This window comes from Maribellus sp. CM-23 (assembly GCF_021354595.1).
Lineage (GTDB): Bacteria > Bacteroidota > Bacteroidia > Bacteroidales > Prolixibacteraceae > Draconibacterium.
Window position 1 is genome coordinate 285475 of the sequence record NZ_JADWYJ010000003.1, and the last position, 20840, is coordinate 306314.

17 protein-coding genes and 2 tRNA genes are annotated in these 20840 nt (G+C 42.4%); 8 read left to right on the forward strand and 11 right to left on the reverse strand.

All coding sequences use genetic code 11. The annotated features are described in order from the left end of the window. Nucleotides 1-145 precede the first annotated feature (145 nt). Nucleotides 146-2050: an AMP-dependent synthetase/ligase gene (locus tag INQ51_RS12140; RefSeq protein WP_233378235.1), complete on the reverse strand. Its 1905-nt coding sequence runs from the start codon at nucleotides 2048-2050 to the stop codon at nucleotides 146-148. 94 nt (nucleotides 2051-2144) lie between these two features. After that, the gene (locus INQ51_RS12145) at nucleotides 2145-3185 is read right to left on the reverse strand and encodes an aldose epimerase family protein (RefSeq protein WP_233378236.1); all 1041 of its coding nucleotides are present in this window, start codon (nucleotides 3183-3185) and stop codon (nucleotides 2145-2147) included. A gap of 162 nt (nucleotides 3186-3347) precedes the next feature. Here INQ51_RS12145 and INQ51_RS12150 point away from each other — a divergent pair, with 162 nt between their 5' ends. The 8 genes from INQ51_RS12150 to INQ51_RS22745 all read left to right on the forward strand — a co-directional run bounded on the left by INQ51_RS12150 (nucleotide 3348) and on the right by INQ51_RS22745 (nucleotide 10932). Continuing rightward, nucleotides 3348-4355: a GntR family transcriptional regulator gene (locus tag INQ51_RS12150; RefSeq protein ID WP_233378237.1), complete on the forward strand. Its 1008-nt coding sequence runs from the start codon at nucleotides 3348-3350 to the stop codon at nucleotides 4353-4355. A gap of 65 nt (nucleotides 4356-4420) precedes the next feature. Next, nucleotides 4421-5710 carry a galactokinase gene (locus INQ51_RS12155; RefSeq protein ID WP_233378238.1) on the forward strand — a complete coding sequence of 430 codons (1290 nt, stop codon included), beginning with the start codon at nucleotides 4421-4423 and terminating at the stop codon, nucleotides 5708-5710. A 403-nt stretch (nucleotides 5711-6113) separates the two neighbouring features. Further along, nucleotides 6114-7403: an MFS transporter gene (locus INQ51_RS12160; protein WP_233378239.1), complete on the forward strand. Its 1290-nt coding sequence runs from the start codon at nucleotides 6114-6116 to the stop codon at nucleotides 7401-7403. Between the two features lie 243 nt (nucleotides 7404-7646). After that, nucleotides 7647-9308 carry a sodium:solute symporter gene (locus INQ51_RS12165; protein WP_233378240.1) on the forward strand — a complete coding sequence of 554 codons (1662 nt, stop codon included), beginning with the start codon at nucleotides 7647-7649 and terminating at the stop codon, nucleotides 9306-9308. A 91-nt stretch (nucleotides 9309-9399) separates the two neighbouring features. Next, nucleotides 9400-10320, forward strand: a complete 921-nt coding sequence (locus INQ51_RS12170; RefSeq protein ID WP_233378241.1) for a metallophosphoesterase — start codon at nucleotides 9400-9402, stop codon at nucleotides 10318-10320. Between the two features lie 141 nt (nucleotides 10321-10461). Further along, a tRNA-Asp gene (locus tag INQ51_RS12175) sits at nucleotides 10462-10535 on the forward strand. A 30-nt stretch (nucleotides 10536-10565) separates the two neighbouring features. Further along, a tRNA-Asp gene (locus tag INQ51_RS12180) sits at nucleotides 10566-10639 on the forward strand. A gap of 41 nt (nucleotides 10640-10680) precedes the next feature. Beyond that, nucleotides 10681-10932, forward strand: a complete 252-nt coding sequence (locus INQ51_RS22745) for a GIY-YIG nuclease family protein (RefSeq protein WP_410796303.1) — start codon at nucleotides 10681-10683, stop codon at nucleotides 10930-10932. Nucleotides 10933-11092: 160 nt separating this feature from the next. Here the strand turns inward: INQ51_RS22745 and INQ51_RS12185 are convergent, their stop codons facing one another. Genes INQ51_RS12185 through INQ51_RS12225 form a run of 9 tightly spaced genes read right to left on the reverse strand, consistent with a single transcriptional unit; the run spans nucleotide 11093 to nucleotide 20699 of the window. After that, nucleotides 11093-11548: a V-type ATP synthase subunit K gene (locus INQ51_RS12185; RefSeq protein WP_233378242.1), complete on the reverse strand. Its 456-nt coding sequence runs from the start codon at nucleotides 11546-11548 to the stop codon at nucleotides 11093-11095. Nucleotides 11549-11585: 37 nt separating this feature from the next. After that, nucleotides 11586-13376 (reverse strand): V-type ATP synthase subunit I, encoded by a 1791-nt coding sequence (locus tag INQ51_RS12190; protein ID WP_233378243.1) that lies wholly within the window; start codon nucleotides 13374-13376, stop codon nucleotides 11586-11588. Next, on the reverse strand, nucleotides 13373-13978 hold the full coding sequence (locus tag INQ51_RS12195; protein WP_233378244.1) for a V-type ATP synthase subunit D: 606 nt from the start codon (nucleotides 13976-13978) through the stop codon (nucleotides 13373-13375). The genes INQ51_RS12190 and INQ51_RS12195 overlap by 4 nt, the downstream gene beginning before the upstream one ends. A gap of 18 nt (nucleotides 13979-13996) precedes the next feature. Beyond that, nucleotides 13997-15115: a universal stress protein gene (locus tag INQ51_RS12200; protein WP_233378245.1), complete on the reverse strand. Its 1119-nt coding sequence runs from the start codon at nucleotides 15113-15115 to the stop codon at nucleotides 13997-13999. A gap of 5 nt (nucleotides 15116-15120) precedes the next feature. After that, nucleotides 15121-16455, reverse strand: coding sequence for a V-type ATP synthase subunit B (locus tag INQ51_RS12205; RefSeq protein WP_233378246.1), 1335 nt, complete (start codon nucleotides 16453-16455; stop codon nucleotides 15121-15123). 9 nt (nucleotides 16456-16464) lie between these two features. Then, nucleotides 16465-18237 carry a V-type ATP synthase subunit A gene (locus tag INQ51_RS12210; protein WP_233378247.1) on the reverse strand — a complete coding sequence of 591 codons (1773 nt, stop codon included), beginning with the start codon at nucleotides 18235-18237 and terminating at the stop codon, nucleotides 16465-16467. A gap of 6 nt (nucleotides 18238-18243) precedes the next feature. Further along, complete coding sequence (locus INQ51_RS12215; RefSeq protein WP_233378248.1) at nucleotides 18244-19098, reverse strand: DUF2764 family protein; 855 nt, start codon at nucleotides 19096-19098, stop codon at nucleotides 18244-18246. A 40-nt stretch (nucleotides 19099-19138) separates the two neighbouring features. After that, the gene (locus INQ51_RS12220) at nucleotides 19139-19807 is read right to left on the reverse strand and encodes a V-type ATP synthase subunit E (protein ID WP_233378249.1); all 669 of its coding nucleotides are present in this window, start codon (nucleotides 19805-19807) and stop codon (nucleotides 19139-19141) included. A gap of 22 nt (nucleotides 19808-19829) precedes the next feature. After that, nucleotides 19830-20699 (reverse strand): universal stress protein, encoded by an 870-nt coding sequence (locus INQ51_RS12225; RefSeq protein ID WP_233378250.1) that lies wholly within the window; start codon nucleotides 20697-20699, stop codon nucleotides 19830-19832. Nucleotides 20700-20840: the final 141 nt, after the last annotated feature.

Below are 20840 nucleotides of genomic sequence, written 5' to 3' on the forward strand. Positions count from 1 at the left end.
AAGAAATATTTGTGTTCTTAATTTGTCTCGGAGCAGGTAAAATCAGTGTGACTGTGATTTCATAAGTTACAATCAAATAATCAACCAACTCGTCAGCTTTGCTGCAAGGTCATTTATTAAGAACAAAACCTGAATTCAAAAAGTATTAGTTGTACCACTGCTCAACAGCGGCAATATTCATTTCGTTTTCAATGTTTTTCGACGCCGGAGTATAAAGGAAATCCAATTCTTTGGCGAATTGTTCAACCACTTGTCCGCGTACCATTTTCATAGTGGCATTCAGCATTTTGTTATCGGCAGTGAATGAATACGGAAGAACAGCAACGGTGGCCGGCAACCAACGCTCGGGGAACATGCCTTCGTACTTGCCGCCTTTTTTGTATTCATTTAGTTCACTTTGAATAATTTGAATCGCTTCTTTATGCCCCTCCGGAGTTCCTTTTTCGATGTTGCGGTTTTTTAACTCACGGTTGATGGCTTCAATGTCGGGTACAACCATTCCAACAGTGTAAGGATTTTGGTTGTTGTAAAGCATAACCTGCTGAATGTAGGGCGACTGGTCAACAATAGCCTCTTCAATGCCCTCGGGGCTGTATTTTTCGCCATCGTTACTGATCAGAAGACTTTTAAACCGGCCAAGAACATATAGGAAGTTATCTTTTCCCATGTAGCCCATGTCTCCGGTATGCAACCAGCCATTTTTTAAGGTCTCGGCGGTGGCGGTAGGATTGTTCCAATAGCCAAGCATAACGTTGTCGCCTTTCACGCAAATTTCGCCTTTTTGTCCAATGGGAAGTTCAACGCCTTCGTCATCCACAATTTTTAGCTCCAGGTTTTTAACCAGCTTCCCTGACGACCCGAATTTTACATCCTTCGGAATGTTCGATGAAATAACAGGGGCAGCTTCAGTAAGGCCGTATCCCTGGCAAATAGGCATTCCTATGGCATAGAAGTACCTCTGCAGTTCCACATCGAGAAGGGCGCCTCCACCGATAAAGAATTTCATGTTTCCGCCAAACCCGTCTTTAATTTTTGAGAACAGAATCTGATCGAAAATCCAGTAAAGCGGTTTTAAAAAGAAGCGGAAGCCTTTGCCGCGGTTGTTGCCGTATCCGTTATGGGCGTAGGCAACTTTTAGCGCAAAGTTGTACAGTTTAAACAGTCCTTCTCCTTTTTTACGAATGCCAGCTTCAATGTTTTTTCTGAAAGTTTTGGAATATGCCGGAACGCTCATCATTAGCGTCGGTTTTATTTCCTGAATATTTTTTGGAATGTTTTTCAGTGTTTCAAGCGGTGTGTTACCTACTTCCACCGAGGCAATACTGGCTCCTTTGTACATAAATACATACAAACAGGTGGTATGCGCAAAAGCATGGTCCCATGGCAAAATAGCCAATGTAATCCAGTCTTGTTTCAGGTCGAGCAGTGAGTTCGATTGCACTACATTTGCCGCATAATTCAGGTGAGAAAGCATGATGCCTTTAGGGTCGGCAGTAGTTCCCGAGGTATAGGAGATATTTGCCACGTCGTCGGGCTGAATGCCTTTCCAGGTGGCTTCTACCTGTTGCGGGTTTTCTTTTCTGAATTTTGCCCCGGCACTCATTATCTCGCTGTAATCAATTTCCTGTTCTCCCGGATTTTCTTTTCCATCCAGGTAAACAATTTTTTGAAGATCAGGAAGCTCGTTACGAATATCTTCTACTTTGATTTGGTGTTGCTTTGAAACAAAAATATACTTGCTTCCACTGTGTTTTAATCGGAAAGTAAGTTCATTTTCCTGCAAACGAACGGAAAGCGGAACATTAATTCCACCTGCATACAACATTCCAAGTTCACTGATGATCCAGTCGTTACGGCCATCGGCAAGCAAGGCAGCGCGGTCGCCTTTTTGAAAACCCATTTGAATCAGCCCGGCAGCCAGGTCCAAAACTTTATCATGGGTTTCTTTGTAAGTGGTTCCTTCGTATTTACCGTTTTTCTTTTCCCATAGGTAAATATTGTCGGGATAATTAGCGACAGCAGTCTCAAAAAGTTCAATGATGGTCTTCATAACGTTGGACAGTTTTTAGTTCACGGAAGTCAAAAATAGAAAAAATGTCTTTCCATAAAAGGGTATAAAAGAAAAATGCCCTTTCGGGCATTTCCTATTCAGTGATAAATTTATAAACTGTCTTTTCGTCGTAAAGTTCTCCGGGCTTGAGTAACACCGTAGGAAACCTGGAATGATGAACCGAATCCGGATAGTGTTGGGTCTCCAGGGCAACTCCTGAGAAACTACCGAATTTCTTTTTCCCGTTGATGGTTAATTCCGGATTCCAGTAGCCTGTGTAAAGCTGCATACCGGGCTGTGTGGTGTAAATTTCCACTTTTCTAAAACTGTTGTTTTCGCTTAAGCAGCCAATATAATTTAGTTCTCCATCCTGATCGTCAAATACAAAATTATCATCATAGCCCATTTCAAGGCCGGCTGCGTTTAGCTTCTTGGGAGTGTTGAAATCATAGGCAGTTCCAATTACCGGTACAATCTTTCCTGTCGGAATCTGCTCAATCATTTCAGTCATAGCTGTAGCAGTGAGCTCCAATTCGTGGTTCAATATGTTTTCCCTGAAGCCCGTAAGATTAAAATAAGTATGGTTGGTTAAGTTTACCACAGTGGTTTTATCGGTTTCAGCATAATACTGAATACCCAGTTCGTTTTGTTCGTTTAGGGTGTAAATGCAGGTCACTTTCAGATTGCCCGGATAATTTTCTTCACCATCGGGGCTTAAATAGGTGAGCTTTACGCCTACCTGCGATTTTTCATCAATTACTTCGGCGTCAAAAAGCCGGCGGTCAAAGCCAACAGCTCCTCCGTGTAAATGGTTAGGGCCATTGTTGACAGCCAGTTCATAGGTTGTCCCTTCAATTTCGAGATGCCCGTTTGCAATTCGGTTACCACATCTTCCAATAATGGCTCCAAAATAAGGGTAGCTGCTCAGATATTCATCACTTAAATATGTTTCAAGATCGTCGAATCCGCAAACAATATTTTCTATACTGCCATTTCTGTTGGGCATGTCTATGGAGGTAATTATGCCACCATAGTTGGTTATTTTAATGGTAATTGAATTATTCTCAAGTGTAAAAAGAAGCACTTCGGTTCCATTGTTCAGGTTCCCAAATTTAGTTGTTGTAATCTTCATCATTTATAAGGTTTTAACCGGAATAAATATATTCGTTTTGTATTGATAGAAATGTTAATTGACAAATTTGCAAAAAAAGCTTTTTAACTGGTAGGTACTGGTAGTGTTTTAAAGCATGTTTTTATACAGAAAAACTTCTATTTTTGCATTTCATAATTATAACCAATGGCTAGCAAACGTATTATTCGAATCGATTCCCGTTCGTCACGGCCGAAATACCGGCAGATTATTGATTCTATATACCAGGCCATTGAGAAGCGTTTAATCAAAAAGGGAGATAAAGTTCCCTCCATCAATGAAATATGCGCCGATTTTAACCTGAGCCGCGATACGGTTTTGGTCGCTTTCAACGAGTTAAAGGCCAAAGGGATTATACGTAGTCAGCCGGGAAAGGGGTATTATGTGGCCACCACTGAGGTACAGATTGAGGAAAAGGTATTTGTTCTTTTTGATGAATTAAATGCGTTTAAGGAAGACCTTTATAATTCCTTGTTTAATACGCTGAAAGGACGGGCCACCGTAGAAGTATATTTCCATCATTTTAATTACAAGGTTTTTAAAAACCTGATCGCAGAATGTATCGGAAATTATACTTCCTACATTATTATGCCGGCTACTTTCGACAATATAAGTCATCTTATTTCAAAGCTTCCGGCTGACAAGGTTTACATTCTTGACCGTTTAAAAAAGGACTTGAAAAATTACCCTGTGGTTTACCAGGATTTTGAACAGGATTTGTACGATTCCATGGTGGAGGGTAGCGCTTTACTGAAAAAGTACCGGAAGCTGATCTTTGTAAATCCGGGAGGAAAAGAACCGGCGGAGCGCGTTGCCGGCTTTGTGAAATACTGCACCGAGCGGAACATTGAACACGAAGTAATTAAATCGTTGACAGGTGTAAACCCATCTATGTACGAAGCCTATTTTTTGATTTCGGACCGCGACGTGGTGGAAATGGTAAAAATGGCCAAGAAATATAAATATAAACTGGGAAAACGGTTTGGGATTGTTTCGTTCAACGATACTACGCTGAAAGAAGTGGTGGCAGGAGGAATTACTACGATCTCTACTGATTTTAATGAAATGGGGAAGACCCTGGCACAGATGGTACTGACAAAAAGAACAGGACAGGTTCGTAATCCGGCGAAACTGATAGTCAGGCATAGTTTGTAAGTTGAATGAGAGGAAATTGAATAGAGAGAAAAAGAAAATCAATAAGGATAATTAACAAAAAAATTATGGCAAACATTAGCACGTTATTGGAAAAGATCAACGGGGGAAATAATCCTGTATTTCAGGAACTGTACGGAATCGATTCCAAGGTATTGAAAGAACAGGCCGACAGATATGCGGCCTTGATGAATGAATTTGTTAAAACATACGGAACGGAAGATCTGACTTTGTTTAGTTCGCCCGGTCGTACCGAAATTGGAGGTAACCATACCGACCACAATTACGGACGGGTTTTGGCCGGCGCGGTAAACCTTGATAACATTGCAGTGGCTGCGGTAAACGGAAGTGATACCATCCGTATCAAATCGGCAGGTTATCCCGAATTCCAGGTAGATCTTTCTGATTTAAGCATCGACGAATCAAAATTCTATACTTCAGGCGCACTGGTAAAAGGTATTTGTGCCAAAATGAAAAAGAACGGCTACGCAATCGGTGGTTTCGACGCTTGTATTGAAGGCCGTGTTCCCAAAGGTTCCGGGCTAAGTTCATCGGCTTCGTTCGAAGTTTTAATTGGTGCCATTATCAACGAGCTGTTTAACGACGGGAAAATGTCGGCAGTGGAGAATGCAATCATCGGCCAGTGGTCAGAAAATAATTACTTCGGAAAACCTTGTGGTTTGATGGACCAAACGGCGTGTTCGGTAGGTGGTTTAATCACCATCGATTTTGAAGATCCGGCCAACCCGATAGTAAAGGAAGTTGATTTTGATTTTGTTTCTACCGGGTTTGCATTGGTAATTACCGATGTGGGCGGCGGCCATGACGATCCGGCTTCGCAGGCAGAATATGCTTCGCTTCCAACCGAGATGAAATCGGTGGCAGCAGAGCTGGGAGCCAAAGTGTTGAGAGAAGTTACGCTGGAACAGATTGTCGAAAAAATGCCTGAGATCCGCAAGAAAACGGGTGACCGTGCTCTTTTGCGTGCTTACCACTTTCAGGGAGATAACCAACGCGTGGTGGATCAGGTTGCGGCACTAGAAAACAATGATTTTCAGTCGTTCCTGAAAATGGTGGTTGAATCGGGTTATAGTTCCTACATGTACAACCAGAATATTTTTGACGTGGTACATAAAGATGAGCAGGTAGTTTCTTTGGCACTGGCATTAAGCGAAATGATACTTAAAGGATCGGGTGCGTGGCGTGTTCACGGAGGTGGTTTTGGAGGTACTATCCAGGCATTTGTTCCGCAAGACAAACTGGACGAATATGTAAAAACGTTGGAACATGTTTACGGAGAAGGCGCTTGCCACAAGCTGTTTATTCGTTCAAAAGGATCGGTAAAACTTGACCTTTAAAATGTTTTATTGAAAACAAAAGGAGAATTACTGGTGTAGCTAAGAAGAGGATTTCACCACATTCGAAAATGCAGAGGGTGGTTAAAAGTCAATAGCAGTGCTACAACGACGTGAAAAAAAACAGTTGAAAAGTACGATGATTCGAATGTTATTTTAACTTTGGGGGCGAAAGACGATTTCGGTTCCTTTTGAGGATTATCGAGGTTGTTTTTCGACCTAAATTGACTAAAGCATATTTTACATGACTTTCGATTTACAAGACCAACCTTACCCAATGTGTTTCCTGCAAACAGTGAAGGCGTTTTGTTATTATGCTGCGTTGGTTTATTCTCCCGGATATTTTCAAGTTAAAATTCAAGTATATAATAAGAATCTATAACTACTTAAATCAATTTCATTTATTATGGAGACTAAAAAGCAAAATTTTGCATTGCCGATTTTTATGATGATCCTGCTTTTCGGTATGATCGCATTCGTAACGAATTTGGCAGCGCCAATGGGTATTGTATTGAAAGACCAATTTGGTGCGACCAACTTTCAGGGATTGTTAGGAAACATGGCAAACTTTATTGCCTATGCTGTAATGGGGATTCCCGGTGGTATTCTGTTGCAACGTGTTGGCTATAAGAAAACTGCTCTAATCGCTATTGCCGTAGGTTTTATTGGTATCGGCATTCAATACCTTTCAGGGTATGCCAGCCAGTCTTCTGCTTTTACTGTATATCTTTTGGGTGCTTTTGTAGCAGGTTTTTCAATGTGTCTGTTGAATATTGTTGTAAACCCAATGTTGAATACATTAGGCGGTGGCGGTAACAAAGGAAACCAGCTTATTCAGGTGGGTGGATCATTCAACTCAGTAATGGCTACTTTCACTCCTACTTTTGTAGGTATCCTGATTGGCGAAGCTACCAAAGCTCAGATTACTGACGTATTCCCGCTTATGTACAGCGCAATGGGAGTTTTTGCAGTTATCTTCTTTGTATTGATGGCCGTACGTATTCCAGAACCTCATGCTGAACAAGCAACTGAAAAACTGGGTGATTTAATGAGCGGTGCATTGAAATTCCGCCATTTTGTTTTAGGTGCCGTTGCCATTTTTGTATACGTAGGTGTTGAGGTTGGTACTCCAGGTGTTTTAAACCTGTGGCTTTCTGATAGCCCCGTAGGTAAAACAACTGCTGGATTTGTGGCTGGTACTTACTGGTTGCTAATGTTGGCCGGCCGTTTGGTTGGTGCTTCTGTTGGTAGCAAAGTGTCAAGTAAAATCATGTTGGGTGTTACTTCTTTCGTAGGCTTGATTTTCATCCTTGGTGCTATATTGGCGCCCACTTCAATTGAAGTTTCATTGCCTCTTTTCCAAAGGTCGGCTTCAGGTGCACTGTCTTTCGGATTGGCTGAAGTTCCGATCAACGCAATGTTCATTGTTTTGGTAGGTCTTTCTACTTCTATTATGTGGGGAAGTATCTTTAACCTGGCTGTTGAAGGTTTGGGTAGATATACAGCTGCTGCTTCGGGTATTTTTATGGTATTGGTTTGTGGTGGAGGAATCCTTCCTGCTATCCAGGGTAAAGTAGCCGACATTGCAGGTTATATCCCAAGTTACTGGGTAATCTTTATTGGTTTGGCTTACTTGCTGTATTACGCACTAATCGGTAGTAAAGTTCACCGTAGAGCTGACGACTTAGTTATCTAAGAAAATATAAAACTGATCTTGTAAAAGATTAGTTCGATCAATTCGGAATTATCCGATGAGCCATTTTGTCTTACGACAGAATGGCTTTTTTTATTTTTGCAGCTAGGCGTTTGCTCGGTTTTTATCAGGGTGAAAATTACTGTTTTAGGATGATGATTATTTATAAAAACGATGTTTTGTTTTAATAAATAAAAGTTATTTTTACGCTTAATAAAACTAAATTCAAACCATAAACGTGAAAGTATGAGCACTCTCGACTGGATTATTCTGGGCCTTTTTTTTCTAGGGCTAATCGGTATTATTGTATGGGTTCTTCTGCAAAAAGAAAAAGATACTTCCGACTATTTCCTGGCCGGTAGAGATGCTACATGGATTGCCATTGGCGCTTCAATTTTTGCGTCAAACATTGGTTCTGAACACCTCGTAGGTTTGGCCGGTGCAGGTGCCGAAAGTGGCATGGCAATGGCCCACTGGGAAATGCATGGTTGGATGATCTTAATGCTGGGATGGTTGTTTGTCCCGTTTTATGCCCGAAGCAAAGTGTTTACCATGCCCGAGTTCCTGGAACGACGTTATAATCCGCAAGCAAGATCTTTTCTTTCTATTATTTCCATTGTAAGTTATGTACTCACTAAAGTTGCCGTAACAGTTTACGCTGGAGGGGTGGTTTTTAAAGATGTTTTTAATATTGACTATGTTACTTTCTTTGGCTATAATATTGACTTTTTTTGGATTAGTGCTATCGGGCTTGTGTTGCTAACCGGGCTGTATACCACATTTGGTGGAATGAAAGCCGTGCTTTATACATCGGTGCTTCAAACTCCGATTTTATTGATCGGTTCCATTGCCATTCTGGTTCTGGGGCTTATCAAAGTAGGAGGGTGGAATGAATTGATGGAAATTACCCGAGCCAATGTAACCGTTCACGGCGATGAAATGACCAGCCTGATGCGCTCGCACAACGATCCGGATTTTCCGTGGACGGGAGTTATACTTGGATCCGCAATTATTGGCTTCTGGTATTGGTGTACCGATCAGTTTATTGTGCAACGCGTGTTGTCAGGCCGCGACATGAAACAGGCCCGACGCGGAGCCATTTTTGGTGCCTATCTGAAACTTACGCCTGTTTTTATTTTCCTGATACCGGGAATGATTGCCTATGCTTTAAATCAAAAAGGTATGATTACCCTGTCGTCGAACGATGCAGCATTTTCTACGCTCGTAACCGAATTGCTGCCCATTGGATTTAAAGGGATTGTTATCGGGGGAATTTTGGCCGCTCTAATGAGTTCGCTGGCTTCTTTGTTTAATTCATCGGCTATGTTGTTTACAATCGATTTTTATAAGAAATACAAACCCGAAGCATCGGAAAAACACTATGTGCTGGTGGGACGAATTGCTACCGTTGTTATTGTAATGCTTGGAATTCTTTGGATTCCGGTGATGAAGGGAATCGGGAAAGTGCTGTATGAATACCTGCAGGATGTTCAGTCGTTACTGGCACCGGGGATTGCGGCAGTTTTCCTGCTGGGAATACTATCCAAAAAGACAACACCGGCAGCCGGCTTGTGGGGATTGATCATCGGGTTTACGCTCGGAATGCTTCGACTGGGGCTAAATATCTTCTCCGGATCGATTGAAGAAACATCGTTTATTTATAAAATGATATTGTCGCACAACTGGCTGCATTACGAGATTTACCTGTTCTTCCTGGTAATTATTTCAATGGTTATTATCAGTTATTTTACCAAACCCAAGGATCCTCATTCCATTGTTGGGCTTACTATGGGATCGGCAACAGCAGCGCAAAGGGCCGAAACAAGAAGTTCGTATAATCATTGGGACGTAATAAATTCGGTTGTTATTATTTGCATCATACTTATTTTCTATGCCTATTTCTGGTAGAAATTAAGTGGTAAATTAATTGGGAAAGTAGCTGTTTGCTTAAGGCAGACAGCTACTTTTTTTTAAATTCGCCTTTCTATACTGAAGTAATATGTACGATATTATCGGAGATGTTCACGGACAGGCAGCTTTACTCAAAAAGTTGCTGCTGAAAATGGGGTACGAAAAAGCAAACGGCAGTTTCTCTCATCCCTGCCGGAAAGCCATTTTTGTGGGCGATTTTATCAATCGTGGTACCGAAATACGCAAAACCATTAAGATTATTCGATCGATGGTTGAAAGCGGAAATGCTTTTGCCATTCTTGGAAACCACGAGATCAATGCTATTATTTATCACCTGACAGATAACCAGGATTCATTATTTGTTAAAAGGCCCAACAGGTATTACCCTGCCTTGATCAAAACCATTAAAGAGTTTGGTTCTCCAAGGGAGGCGGAGTGGAAAGACAATCTAAACTGGATGCGTACTTTGCCATTATTTCTCGACTTTGGTGACATCAGAATTGTGCATGCCTGCTGGTCGGATGAGGCTGTGGCAATAGCAGCTTCGGTTTATGAAGAGGGGAGGATCAAGAAGAAAATCTTCCGCACCATTCATAAAAAAGCCGACGATGACATCACCAAAAGCGTTTGGTTGCTGACAAAGGGAATTTTGTTAAAAATGCCATCGGATTTGCACGTGGTAAATAATAAAGGGGTTGCTCCGCGTTCATTCAGGATGCGTTGGTGGGAAGAAACAGCGGGAATGACCTTTCGCGATCTGTCGTTTGAAAGCAAATATACCTTGCCTGATTATACTGTTCCGGTGCAGATAATTCCTGAAAATGAGCCATATCCGAATGATGCGCCCATTGTGTTCTTTGGGCATTACTGCAGGGGGAGAGGCCCGATTGTGGTAAAGCCTAATATCTGCTGTGTAGACTCCTGCGTTACAGGTAGTGGCGTACTAACAGCCTATCGTTGGAGCGGAGAAAAGCAACTGGATGTGGAGAATGTGGTGCAGGTGAAATGATTTCGGTATCTAATGCGTTGTTAGTCAGTTGTTTGTGAAAAATTTCAAAAAAATATTATTTTGTATTGCCGGAAAAAAAAGAAAGTATATATTTGCAACACCTTTGACAAGGGTAGTTCTTTAAAGAATATGATTAAAAATGGTGCGGTAGTTCAGTTGGTTAGAATATCGGCCTGTCACGCCGGGGGTCGCGGGTTCGAGTCCCGTCCGCACCGCATTTTTAGTCAAATCTTTACATAACATTTGGTGCGGTAGTTCAGTTGGTTAGAATATCGGCCTGTCACGCCGGGGGTCGCGGGTTCGAGTCCCGTCCGCACCGCAAAAAGCAGTTCAGAACAAGAGCTGCTTTTTTTGTTTCTGATGGCCTATTTTGTTTACATATTGCAAAGTGAGCAAGACAGAAGTTATTACATCGGTTTTACTTCGAACCTTGAGATCCGTCTGGAATACCACAACTCCGGGAAATCACGATATACCTCGCGAAAACTACCGTGGAGGATTGTTTACAGTGAAAGTTATGCAACCAAATCGGATGCGCTGAAACGTGAGAAATTTCTAAAGCAACAACGCAATCGTGCGTTTTATGAGCGATTGATAAAAAGCGATGAATAGATCGCGGGTTTCCCGAGTGCTCGGGATCCGCACCGCAAAAAGCAGTTCAGAACAAGAGCTGCTTTTTTTGTTTCTGATGGCCTATTTTGTTTACATATTGCAAAGTGAGCAAGACAGAAGTTATTACATCGGTTTTACTTCTAATCTTGAAAGTGATTGCCTACAAACTCATACTAATCAGGAAAGTGGCTGCGAAGGCAATAATGGCATATAATTCAGGAAATACGGCTAGCACCATGGTTTTTCCAAAAATATCATGGCCAGATCCAATGCCTGCAATTCCATTTGAAGTGACAGAACCCTGGTTGAGCGCTGAAAAAAAGCCGACTATCCCCAAAGTAAGGCCTGCAGCGAGTATGGCTACTCCCTGAAGCATGGTCATCTCAGCGGAGATTATTCCCTGGTTGATAATGATGAAAAATCCTGCAAATCCGTAAAGTCCCTGCGTTCCGGGCAAAGCACTTAAAAGCAGGTAACTTCCGAATTTTTCCGGTTCTTTCTTTAGTGCGCCAACCGTGGCATTCCCGCCTTTCGAAACACCGATGGCACTGCCAACACCTGAGAAAATAAGCATAATGGCCAGACCGATGTAAGCTAAAATTACTGCAGTTGTCATGATGATTTATTTTAATGTTTTGTTTTTCATATTTCAATCATTTGGTAAAGGGTTTGTATGCCCTGCCTCCGCCTTTAAATCCGGCATTTTTATAAAACTCCACAAAAGTCAGACGCATCGGATGAACAAACGAACCAAGCGAGGAGATCAGAATATTCAGTGTATGGCCGAGAATCAGGAAAATAACAAAGAATACCGGCCCCAGAGTTTTGGAGGAATCCAATATTTGCAAGGCAATGTCGTTAATCACAAAACCGAGAATGGCGCTCGACAGACCCAAGGCAAACAAACGGATGTAAGACAGCAAATCACCAAAAATGCCGGTAACCGTGGAATATACATCCCAGATTCCTTTACTGACACGCGCAAAAACATTGACTTGCGGATCGCTGAAGAAAAGAATAAAAAAGCCTCCAACAGAGATGATGGTGTATAAAATAGCGGCGTTATTCAGGATCACGCCCAGTTTTGCAAGAAGTGTATACACAAGTATACCTAAGATTATGATCAGCCAGCCGCAAGTCGATAATGCATAGCGGTACCCGAATTGTTTGATCTGGTTGGCCGCCTTCAGAAACAATCCGAGAATAATTTGTACGCCGCCCAGTGCCAGCGAAAGCTGAAACATTTTATTGGGATCGAGAAAAAGGTTTCTGAAATTTTGGGTGAGAGAAAATTCGGCTTCAATTAAATTGATGCCAAAGAAAGTGCCGGATACAATCCCGAACAGGAGGGTAGCAGCACCTAAAAACTGTAAAAGACTCAGGTAAGGCAAAAACTTTTTATCGGCAAAAGGTTTGTAAATACCGGCACCCACAAGGAATAATAAACCATAACCGGCATCGCCCAGGCAAAAGCCAAAGAACAGCATAAAAAAGGGGGCGAAAAAGACAGTTAGATCAATTTCTGCATAATTGGGTAAGGAAAACAGGGAGCCGATCGGTTCGAACAAGCTGCTGAACCGGTTATTTTTTAGTAACACCGGTATTTTATCTTTGGGTGTTCCCCTTCGTCGTACATAAAGAACTCCGATGTCTTCGATGTACAAATTAAAAATGTCTGATTTCGATCGGGGGATCCAACCTTCCAACAGCATTAGTTTATCGTCGGCATTTTTTTCGGTGGTTACTTTTATCTTTTCAAATTCGAGTTCATTGATGAAGTCCGCCATTTTTTGCTCCAGCCGTGCGAGTGAAAACTTAGCATATTCATCGAGCTTTTTATTAAGCTGATCAATTTCGGCCTTTGCAACTTCTGTTTGTTTCTCCAGTTCTGAAGCTGGAATCTCCGGCAAATTCAAAGGCTCTAAATCGAGATCAAATTCTATGTCCTTTGTTCGGATCAGCACGAAATAAATGCGGGAACTTTTTTCTGAAATCAAAATGACGGGAAGTCCGGTATTCTCGAGTTCGCGGAACTTTCTGGACGGTGCAGTGTAAAATTCGGGGAAGATATCTTCAGCTTTTAATTGTTGAAGCAATTGCGGTGAAAAGTTACCCCACAAACGGGCTTTTTCATAGGCTGCTTTCAGTTCTTCAAGCTTACTTTCAAAGTTCCCAATTCTTACTTCAGTATCGAGGATGGCTTCAGGGAGCTTCTCATCCTTCACAATTTGTTCCACGTTTTGTTCCGGAATATTCCTTTTTTTCAGTACCCGAATGGCCTTTTTATACGTTTTTATTTCATTGAATTTATCCTTTAATTCTTCGGTTAAATCGGCTTCTTTTTCAATAATGTGCAGTACACCAAGTTTTTGAATATCCTTGAGAAAAGCGTTGTATTCTTTGTAAAATACCAGAAATGAATATTTTATCATCGGAACAATCATAACTGCATTTCTTTTTGTTGTTGCTGCCGTTTTTTGACAAGTTTCTGAGCCGATTTCGAAAGATTTACTTCGTCTTCTAGGAAGCGTTTTATCTTACGAATCGCATCTTCGTAACCCGGGATCTGCACTTTTTCATAGAGATTCACTTTTTGGGTCGTTTTTCTCCGGGCATGATCGAGCAACATCATTTTTTGCTTTCCGAAATTAAGCCGTGTTACAATCAGCGCCACTTTTTTCAGAAAAGTCAACCCTTCAGGAAACCACTTGGGGCGTTCAAACAAGCTGAATTTCATTTCGCTAAAAAGAATCTCTTCCAACACCGGTATCGAAACTCCTGCCACCTTTCTTTCTGTTGTCCTCACTTCGGTGATGCTGAGCAATTCGGGCATGAATTCATTCCACAGATTCACCGAGTCGCTGTGCTGTGTAATTATTTCAGTCAGTTCATTTTCTGTTTCAAGCACTTTGTCTTTTGCCTTTTTTACTTCCAAACGTAGGGCCGATTCCTTGTTTTTTAACGTAGGAAGCGCCCTGGTCCGGATCTTCAGTTGTTTATCCAGGCGCTGAAGCTCCGTTTTGTTGTATTGAAAGCTGATAGCCAATGGTTAGGATTTAATGTTTTACACCGGAAATATCAGCATCGGAATCTTTTTGCTTGAAACCATGGCTTCTACAAGGTCGCTGTGAAACATTCTGTAAAAGGCCGAATGTTTCTGTTTGGATAATGAAATGAGATCGATATCGTGCGATTCCATAAAATCGTCCAGGCCTTTGGGCACACTTTCGCTTTCGGTTGAAACACAGGTAATGTCCACGTCCGGATAATCGCTTTTCAGGAATGTATTGAGCTCGTCAATTTTTTCCTGGTGGCTTAGATCCTTTTTTGTTGCAATGTGGACACAGTAGATTTTCTTGTCGTACGACTTAAGTATCTCCAACAGTTTATTAAGCGAAGAATTGTCCGACTCATAAAAGTCGGTGGCATACATTACATTGATTTTTGCTTTGCCTTTAAATTTGGCACCCTCGGGAACTCCAAGTACCGGATACTGAGTGTTCTCAATTACTTTCATCAATGTTTTTCCACAAAATTCTCCATTTCCTTCTTTATCCTGTCTTGTTCCCATTACCACAACATCGGGTTTATACCTTCTGCACGATTCAGTAATCACATTCACCGGTGTTCCCTTCAACATTCGGTAGTGAACTTTTACCGCACGCATCAGCTCTTTTGGAATGCGCTCTTTCAGTTCTTTGCTGAATTCAACCAGTTTTAACTGCGCCTTGTCAAAAGCTTCCTTTAGCTGCATGTTCACGATTTTCTCCCACGACGTGGTGCTTTTTTGCGAATCGGCGAACGTCGGATCGGGGTAGACATACAGGATTTTGACTTCTGCATTTTGTCTGCTCGCCAAACCAATGGCATACTCACACAAATCGAAACAACAGTCGCTTATTTTGACGGGAACCAAAATCTTTTTGAGCTGCTTTACTTCTCCCATATCCCGTATTTCATCGAGATCATACTCCTTGTGTAACTGCAGGAGTGTAGCGATGGCTTTTTCCGACTGCCCGGCTTTGACTTTTAATAAAACCTCCCTCGGATCGTACTTTTCGCCAAGTGTCAGACCTTCATTTGTAAAGAATACCTCGAATCCGTGTTCTTCGAGTTTATCTTTCACAAAACTGCCTAAATAGGCTGTTTTAATCCGTAATAATGTAATCAGTTGATTTTCCATGACGGTTAGTTTTTATGCTGATTGATGGTGCCGTATTTTTCTACCAATTCGGCTTTAATCCCTATTTCTGCATACGAGAAATATTTACCGAAAAGTTTCCAGGCCGTGTCGATCATCGTATCAATTTCAATATTTATGTCAATCGCCAGGAGCTTTTCCGAGTATTCGCGGGCAAAACTCATGGTTCTTTTGTCGTAATCGGTGAGGTCGAAACCATTTTCAATCTTTGTTTTCGCATTGGCGGCGTCGGCATAAAGTCGCACGGCCGTATTCATGACCTGCGGGTGGTCTTCCCGCGTTTTCTTTCCAATTACGAGTTGTCTTAGGCGGGAAAGGCTGCGGAACGGATCGACAATGACTTTCCCGATATCCGTGTCTTTTCTCAGGAATAACTGGCCTTCGGTTATATAACCGGTGTTATCGGGAATGGCATGCGTAATATCGCCCCCCGAAAGCGTTGTAACAGCTATGATAGTTATCGAACCTCCATCGGGAAACTGAACTGCTTTTTCGTACAGTTTGGCCAGGTCGCTGTATAAGGAACCGGGCATGCTGTCTTTCGACGGGATCTGGTCCATGCGGTTCGATACAATGCTCAGGGCATCGGCGTACAAGGTCATGTCGGTAAGCAAAACCAGTACCTTTTGTTTTTTTTCGACAGCAAAATATTCGGCGGCCGTGAGTGCCATATCGGGCACCAGCAGACGCTCTACAGGAGGAGCTTCGGTGGTATTCACAAAGCTGATGATACGGTCGGTAGCACCGGCATTTTCAAATACATTTTTGAAAAACAGGTAGTCATCGTTGGAGATTCCCATACCGCCTAAAATAATTTTATCGGCCTGGGCCCGAAGAGCTACCATGGCCATCACCTGGTTGTAGGGCTGGTCGGGATCGGCAAAAAACGGAATTTTCTGACCGGTTACAATCGTGTTGTTCAGGTCGATTCCTGCAATGCCGGTGGCAATTAGCTCCGAGGGTTGTTTTCTTCGCACCGGGTTTACCGAGGGACCACCAATTTCAACCAGTTGCCCTTCTACTTCCGGCCCGCCGTCAATTGGCTGTCCGTAAGCGTTGAAAAACCTTCCGCACAATTCTTCGCTCACAGATAACTGCGGTGCATGGCCCAGGAAAATCACTTCTGAATTGGTTGGAATTCCCTCGGTTCCTGAAAAGATCTGCAAGGTGACGAGGTCTCCTTCAATTTTGACAACCTGTGCCAAACGATCGTTTACCTGCGCCATTTCTTCGTTTCCTACACCGGTGGCATGCAACGAGCAGGTGGCTTTGGTTACCTGACTGACGCGCGTGTATATTTTTTGAAAAGCTATCGGTTCCATCTTTTTGATTTATACAGCTTGCTCTTCAGTTTTTCTTTTTTCGTTAATGATGCTTTTCAACTCTTCTTCATAGTTCCTGAACGGTTCAGATTGAAACTCTGAATAATTCATTTGTTTGAAAACGTTGATGATCCGCTTGAAATAGGGATTCACTTCCTCAAACTTGTTGAAAGTGAAAGCGGTATTGCATACTTCCAGTACTTTATCCATCATGTATTTCTGACGAGGAATGGGCGTGGAAGCGTCGATATTATCAAAAGCATCCTGCTGCAAAATGACAAAGTCGATCACCTCCGATTTCCAGAATATTTCGTGGTAATGAATCGGGACTCCGTCATCTCCAAGAATGTTGATCTGTTCGTAAGCTTCGTTTCCGCGGATCAGAATATTCTTGACTTCAAGTATCTGGTCGATCCAGTTGCTGCCAATCGATTGGGAAACGAATTCAATAAATTCGGGATATTCCAGGTATTTGGAATAACTGTCCACCGCATCGATGGCGGGATAGCGTTTGCTGTCGGCCCTGTTTTGCGAAAGGGAATAAAAACAACGCGCGGCTTTTTTAGTGGCTTCGGTCACGGGTTCTTTTAAGTTGCCACCGGCAGGTGAAACGGTCCCAATAAATGTGACGGATCCGGTTTTCCCGTTGTGCAGACGAACATAGCCGGCGCGTGCATAAAAGTTGGAAATAATAGCCGGTAAATCCATAGGGAAAGCATCGGGGCCGGGAAGCTCTTCCATTCGGTTCGACATTTCGCGCAAAGCCTGTGCCCAGCGTGAAGTAGAATCGGCCAGGAGGAGAATTTTTAAGCCCATTTGCCGGTAATATTCAGCAATGGTCATGGCGGTGTAAACCGAAGCTTCACGGGCCGCCACCGGCATATTCGACGTGTTGGCAATGATCGTGGTTCGCTCCATCAGTTTTCTTCCCGTTCGCGGGTCGTCCAGTTCCGGGAATTCAGAAAACAGTTCAACCACTTCGTTGGCGCGTTCTCCGCAGGCTGCCACAACTATCATATCGGCCTCCGCCTGTTTCGAAAGCGCGTGCTGCAACACTGTCTTACCAGTTCCAAAAGGTCCGGGGATAAAGCCGGTTCCTCCTTCCACAATCGGATTAATGCAGTCGATCACACGGATTCCGGTTTCCATAAAATTGAAAGGCCGGGGCTTTTCTCTGTAAGCTTTTATGGGGATTTTAATGGGCCATTTTTGCACCATCGTTACCCTATATTCTTCGCCTTTGCCATCTTTCAGTAAGGCAATGGTATCATCAATTTTGTAGCTTCCTTCGCTATTGATTTTTGAAACTTTGTATCGACCATCCAGTATAAAAGGGACCATAATTTTGTGAGGAATCCAGTTTTCAGCCACCTCACCCAGCCACGATCCGGCAACTACTGTTTCGCCCTTTTTGGCAAGCGGTTTAAAGTCCCATAGTTTGTCAGGTTCAAGCGGGTGTGTGTATTCGCCTTTCCGAAGGAAGATACCTTCCATTTTATTGAGGTCGTTTTGCAAACCATCGAAATTTTTCGACAAAATTCCCGGGCCGAGTGTTGCTTCGAGGAGGTGACCAGTAAATTCGACTTCGGTTCCTGTTTTTAGACCACGGGTGCTTTCAAATACCTGGAGGTAAGCATAAAACGCTCCAATGCGAATCACCTCGGCCATGAGTTTGACTCCGGCAAAGTGGATGTAGCAGATCTCGTTTTGAGAAACCGGTCCGTCAACCTTTACCATTACGAGGTTGGAAATAATACCCGCCACTTTACCTGTTGTTGCCATAAGTCGCTATGTCGTTTGACTTAAATCCACTGCTAACTCATCGGTCTTTGCAAAGTCGTCGATTAGTTTTTTCAGTAATTCTTCACCACTTTTTTTATCGAGTTTTGTCCATCGTTCCACCATTTTTAGTTTGAGGATATAACCCAAAATCTTTTCGATGGTGAAATAGTAGAAAAACGTATACTCGTCGAGGTAATCCCATTTCAATTTATCCAGTGCTTTTTCCCGCTCCATCCAACTCCGGGAGGATTCGGTTATTTTAAAAATTTCGCGATGGTAAGGGATTTCATCCTCGAACCATTCAGGTTTAAATTTTCTGCTTGCCAGTAGTAAGTACACATTTTTATTCCCATTTACCCGGATGAGGTGTTCTTCGGTGCTGTAATTGAATTGGATGCAATTCACTGCAGTTAGGATATTTTTCAGGTTAAGTTGAAAAAGAAACCAGTTTCTGAGAAACTCATTATTGGTTTGCAGAATGTATTCGTAATAAAGCTGTTGCAATATAATTTCTGCATTGAGATTGAGCTCTTTTTGCTCGGTTTCTTTTATCCATTCCAGGAATTGCAGCATGTATTCCGGTAACTCCGGCAACTCATTTTCGGGAGAAAGTTGCTGACTCAAATAGGATTCGGAGAAATTGCCTTTGGGATTGAAAGAAGCTTTTTTGCGGAGGAGAAGGTTTTGCAGATTTTCGTTGTCGGCTGTCAGGTAGATCAATTTTACGAGTTCATAATCCGACGGAGAAAGCTCCATCTTGAACTGGTGGTGCAGATCAACACTGTCTGTTACGAGTTTATTTTCGTTAAAAAACAAATCGGGTAATCCTGCCACCAAACAATGATATTTTCTTTTTAGCATGTCCGAAATTTACAGGTGAAACATTCTAAACCCGGCGTAACTAATGCATCGTTATGTCTTTATCACTACTCTTATCAGGTATTTTATCTTCGCTTTTTTCGAATGAATCGAAAAGTAGTTGCTGTGTACGTTCTCTCAGATAGCGTTTGAAATAATTTATAAAATCCTTGTCGGTGAAGCTGATGAAATAGGTGCCGTCTTTGGGGCTGATTCTGAATCCGGATTCGATCTGCGGATCAAACCGAACCTCCACGCTTTTATTCATCACTTCCATGGCTTTGGCATCAAAAAAGGCAGCGAGTTCCTTTCTTTTCTTTTCAGGAAGTAAAACCAGCAAGTCGGCATCGTCGTCCTGTTTCCAGTTTTGCACAGCGGTCAGTATCATTTCCTTTATGAAAGCCAGGTCTTTAAAATCTTCTTTTATCTGGTTTTCTGTCTGTTGGGTAGTAATCAGTCCGTTTATTTTTTGTTTCAACGCGCTGATGAACTGCCGTGCCGCAAGTTGCAACTCTACCTCGGTTTTCTTCTTTATTTCTTCCGCATTCTGTTGTGCCTTTCTGATCATCTCTGCTTCCTGTCTTTTGGCCTCATTTAAAATCTCTGTCGCTTTTGAAGTGGCTTCAGAAATGATTATCCGGGCGTCTTCTTTGGCTTTTACAACACCTTCATTATAAATTTTCTGCGTTATTTCTTCAATTCGGTCGGCCATGGCTGTGTGGAATAATTGAATGTCAAATAGAATGGATATCAAAATTCTGGGTTACACCGCCCACTGTAAATACAGGTACCGGGCAACCGTGTAGAATCCCCGAAACAAACTTTCCGATTTTTCTTCCCGAAAAACGAATCTCCTGGTGCGTCCTGATGATTACGAGGCCTGGTTTTTCCTCTTCGATATACTCCAGCACCGCGGTGTGAATCTCTTTGTCAAGTACTTTTATAATTCTTACTTCACTGGAAACACCTCTGGCCTCCAACATCGTTTTTAGGTTTTCCGCATTTTTGTAGGCCAGGCTTTTGGTTTCTTTGATATCGATGTTCAGTGCCGAAACGATCTGTATTTTTGCATGAAACTTTTTGGCAAAAAAAGTGGCCCAGTAAAGCCTTTTTTGGGTTCGTTGCGAAATATCGATCGGAATTACAATTTTATCGATACGATCAACCGGGTGGTCTTTGTCGATCAGAAGAACCGGGCAAAAAGATTTGCTTACGCAGCGGTCAACTTCAGCACGGGTAAGCCCTTCGGCATTCTTTCTCTCGCTTTTATCCAGCATCACAAATTCGTAGCCGCCCCGTTCCGATTCGCTAATCAGGGTTTTGACTACTTTCCCCCAACCGATGCGCGGGACAACATCGGACGGGATTTTCTTTTCCATCGCTTTCCCGATGAATTCAGTGAATTTGTTGAGTTCATTTTTATGCCTGAGTTGATTCTTTTGAGATTGCAGCCGGGGAGCAAAAAAGGTTCCTGTGCGGATGATATCCAGCAGGAAAATCCGCATTTCGAGCGCTTCTTTGAAGAAAAGAGCTTGTTTTAAAATATCGATACCAGCCGGAGTTTGAGGAATATGCGCCAAAATGCAGTTCGATCTGTATTGCATGACAATAAATCTAAAGGTAGCACATCGTTAACTGTACTTTACAGCTGATTTGAGTAATTGTATATACCCCAAAAAGAGGAATAGGTTTCACAAGCCTTCCTAAAACATATTCGGAAAGAATGTAAAATGATTGAACAGTAT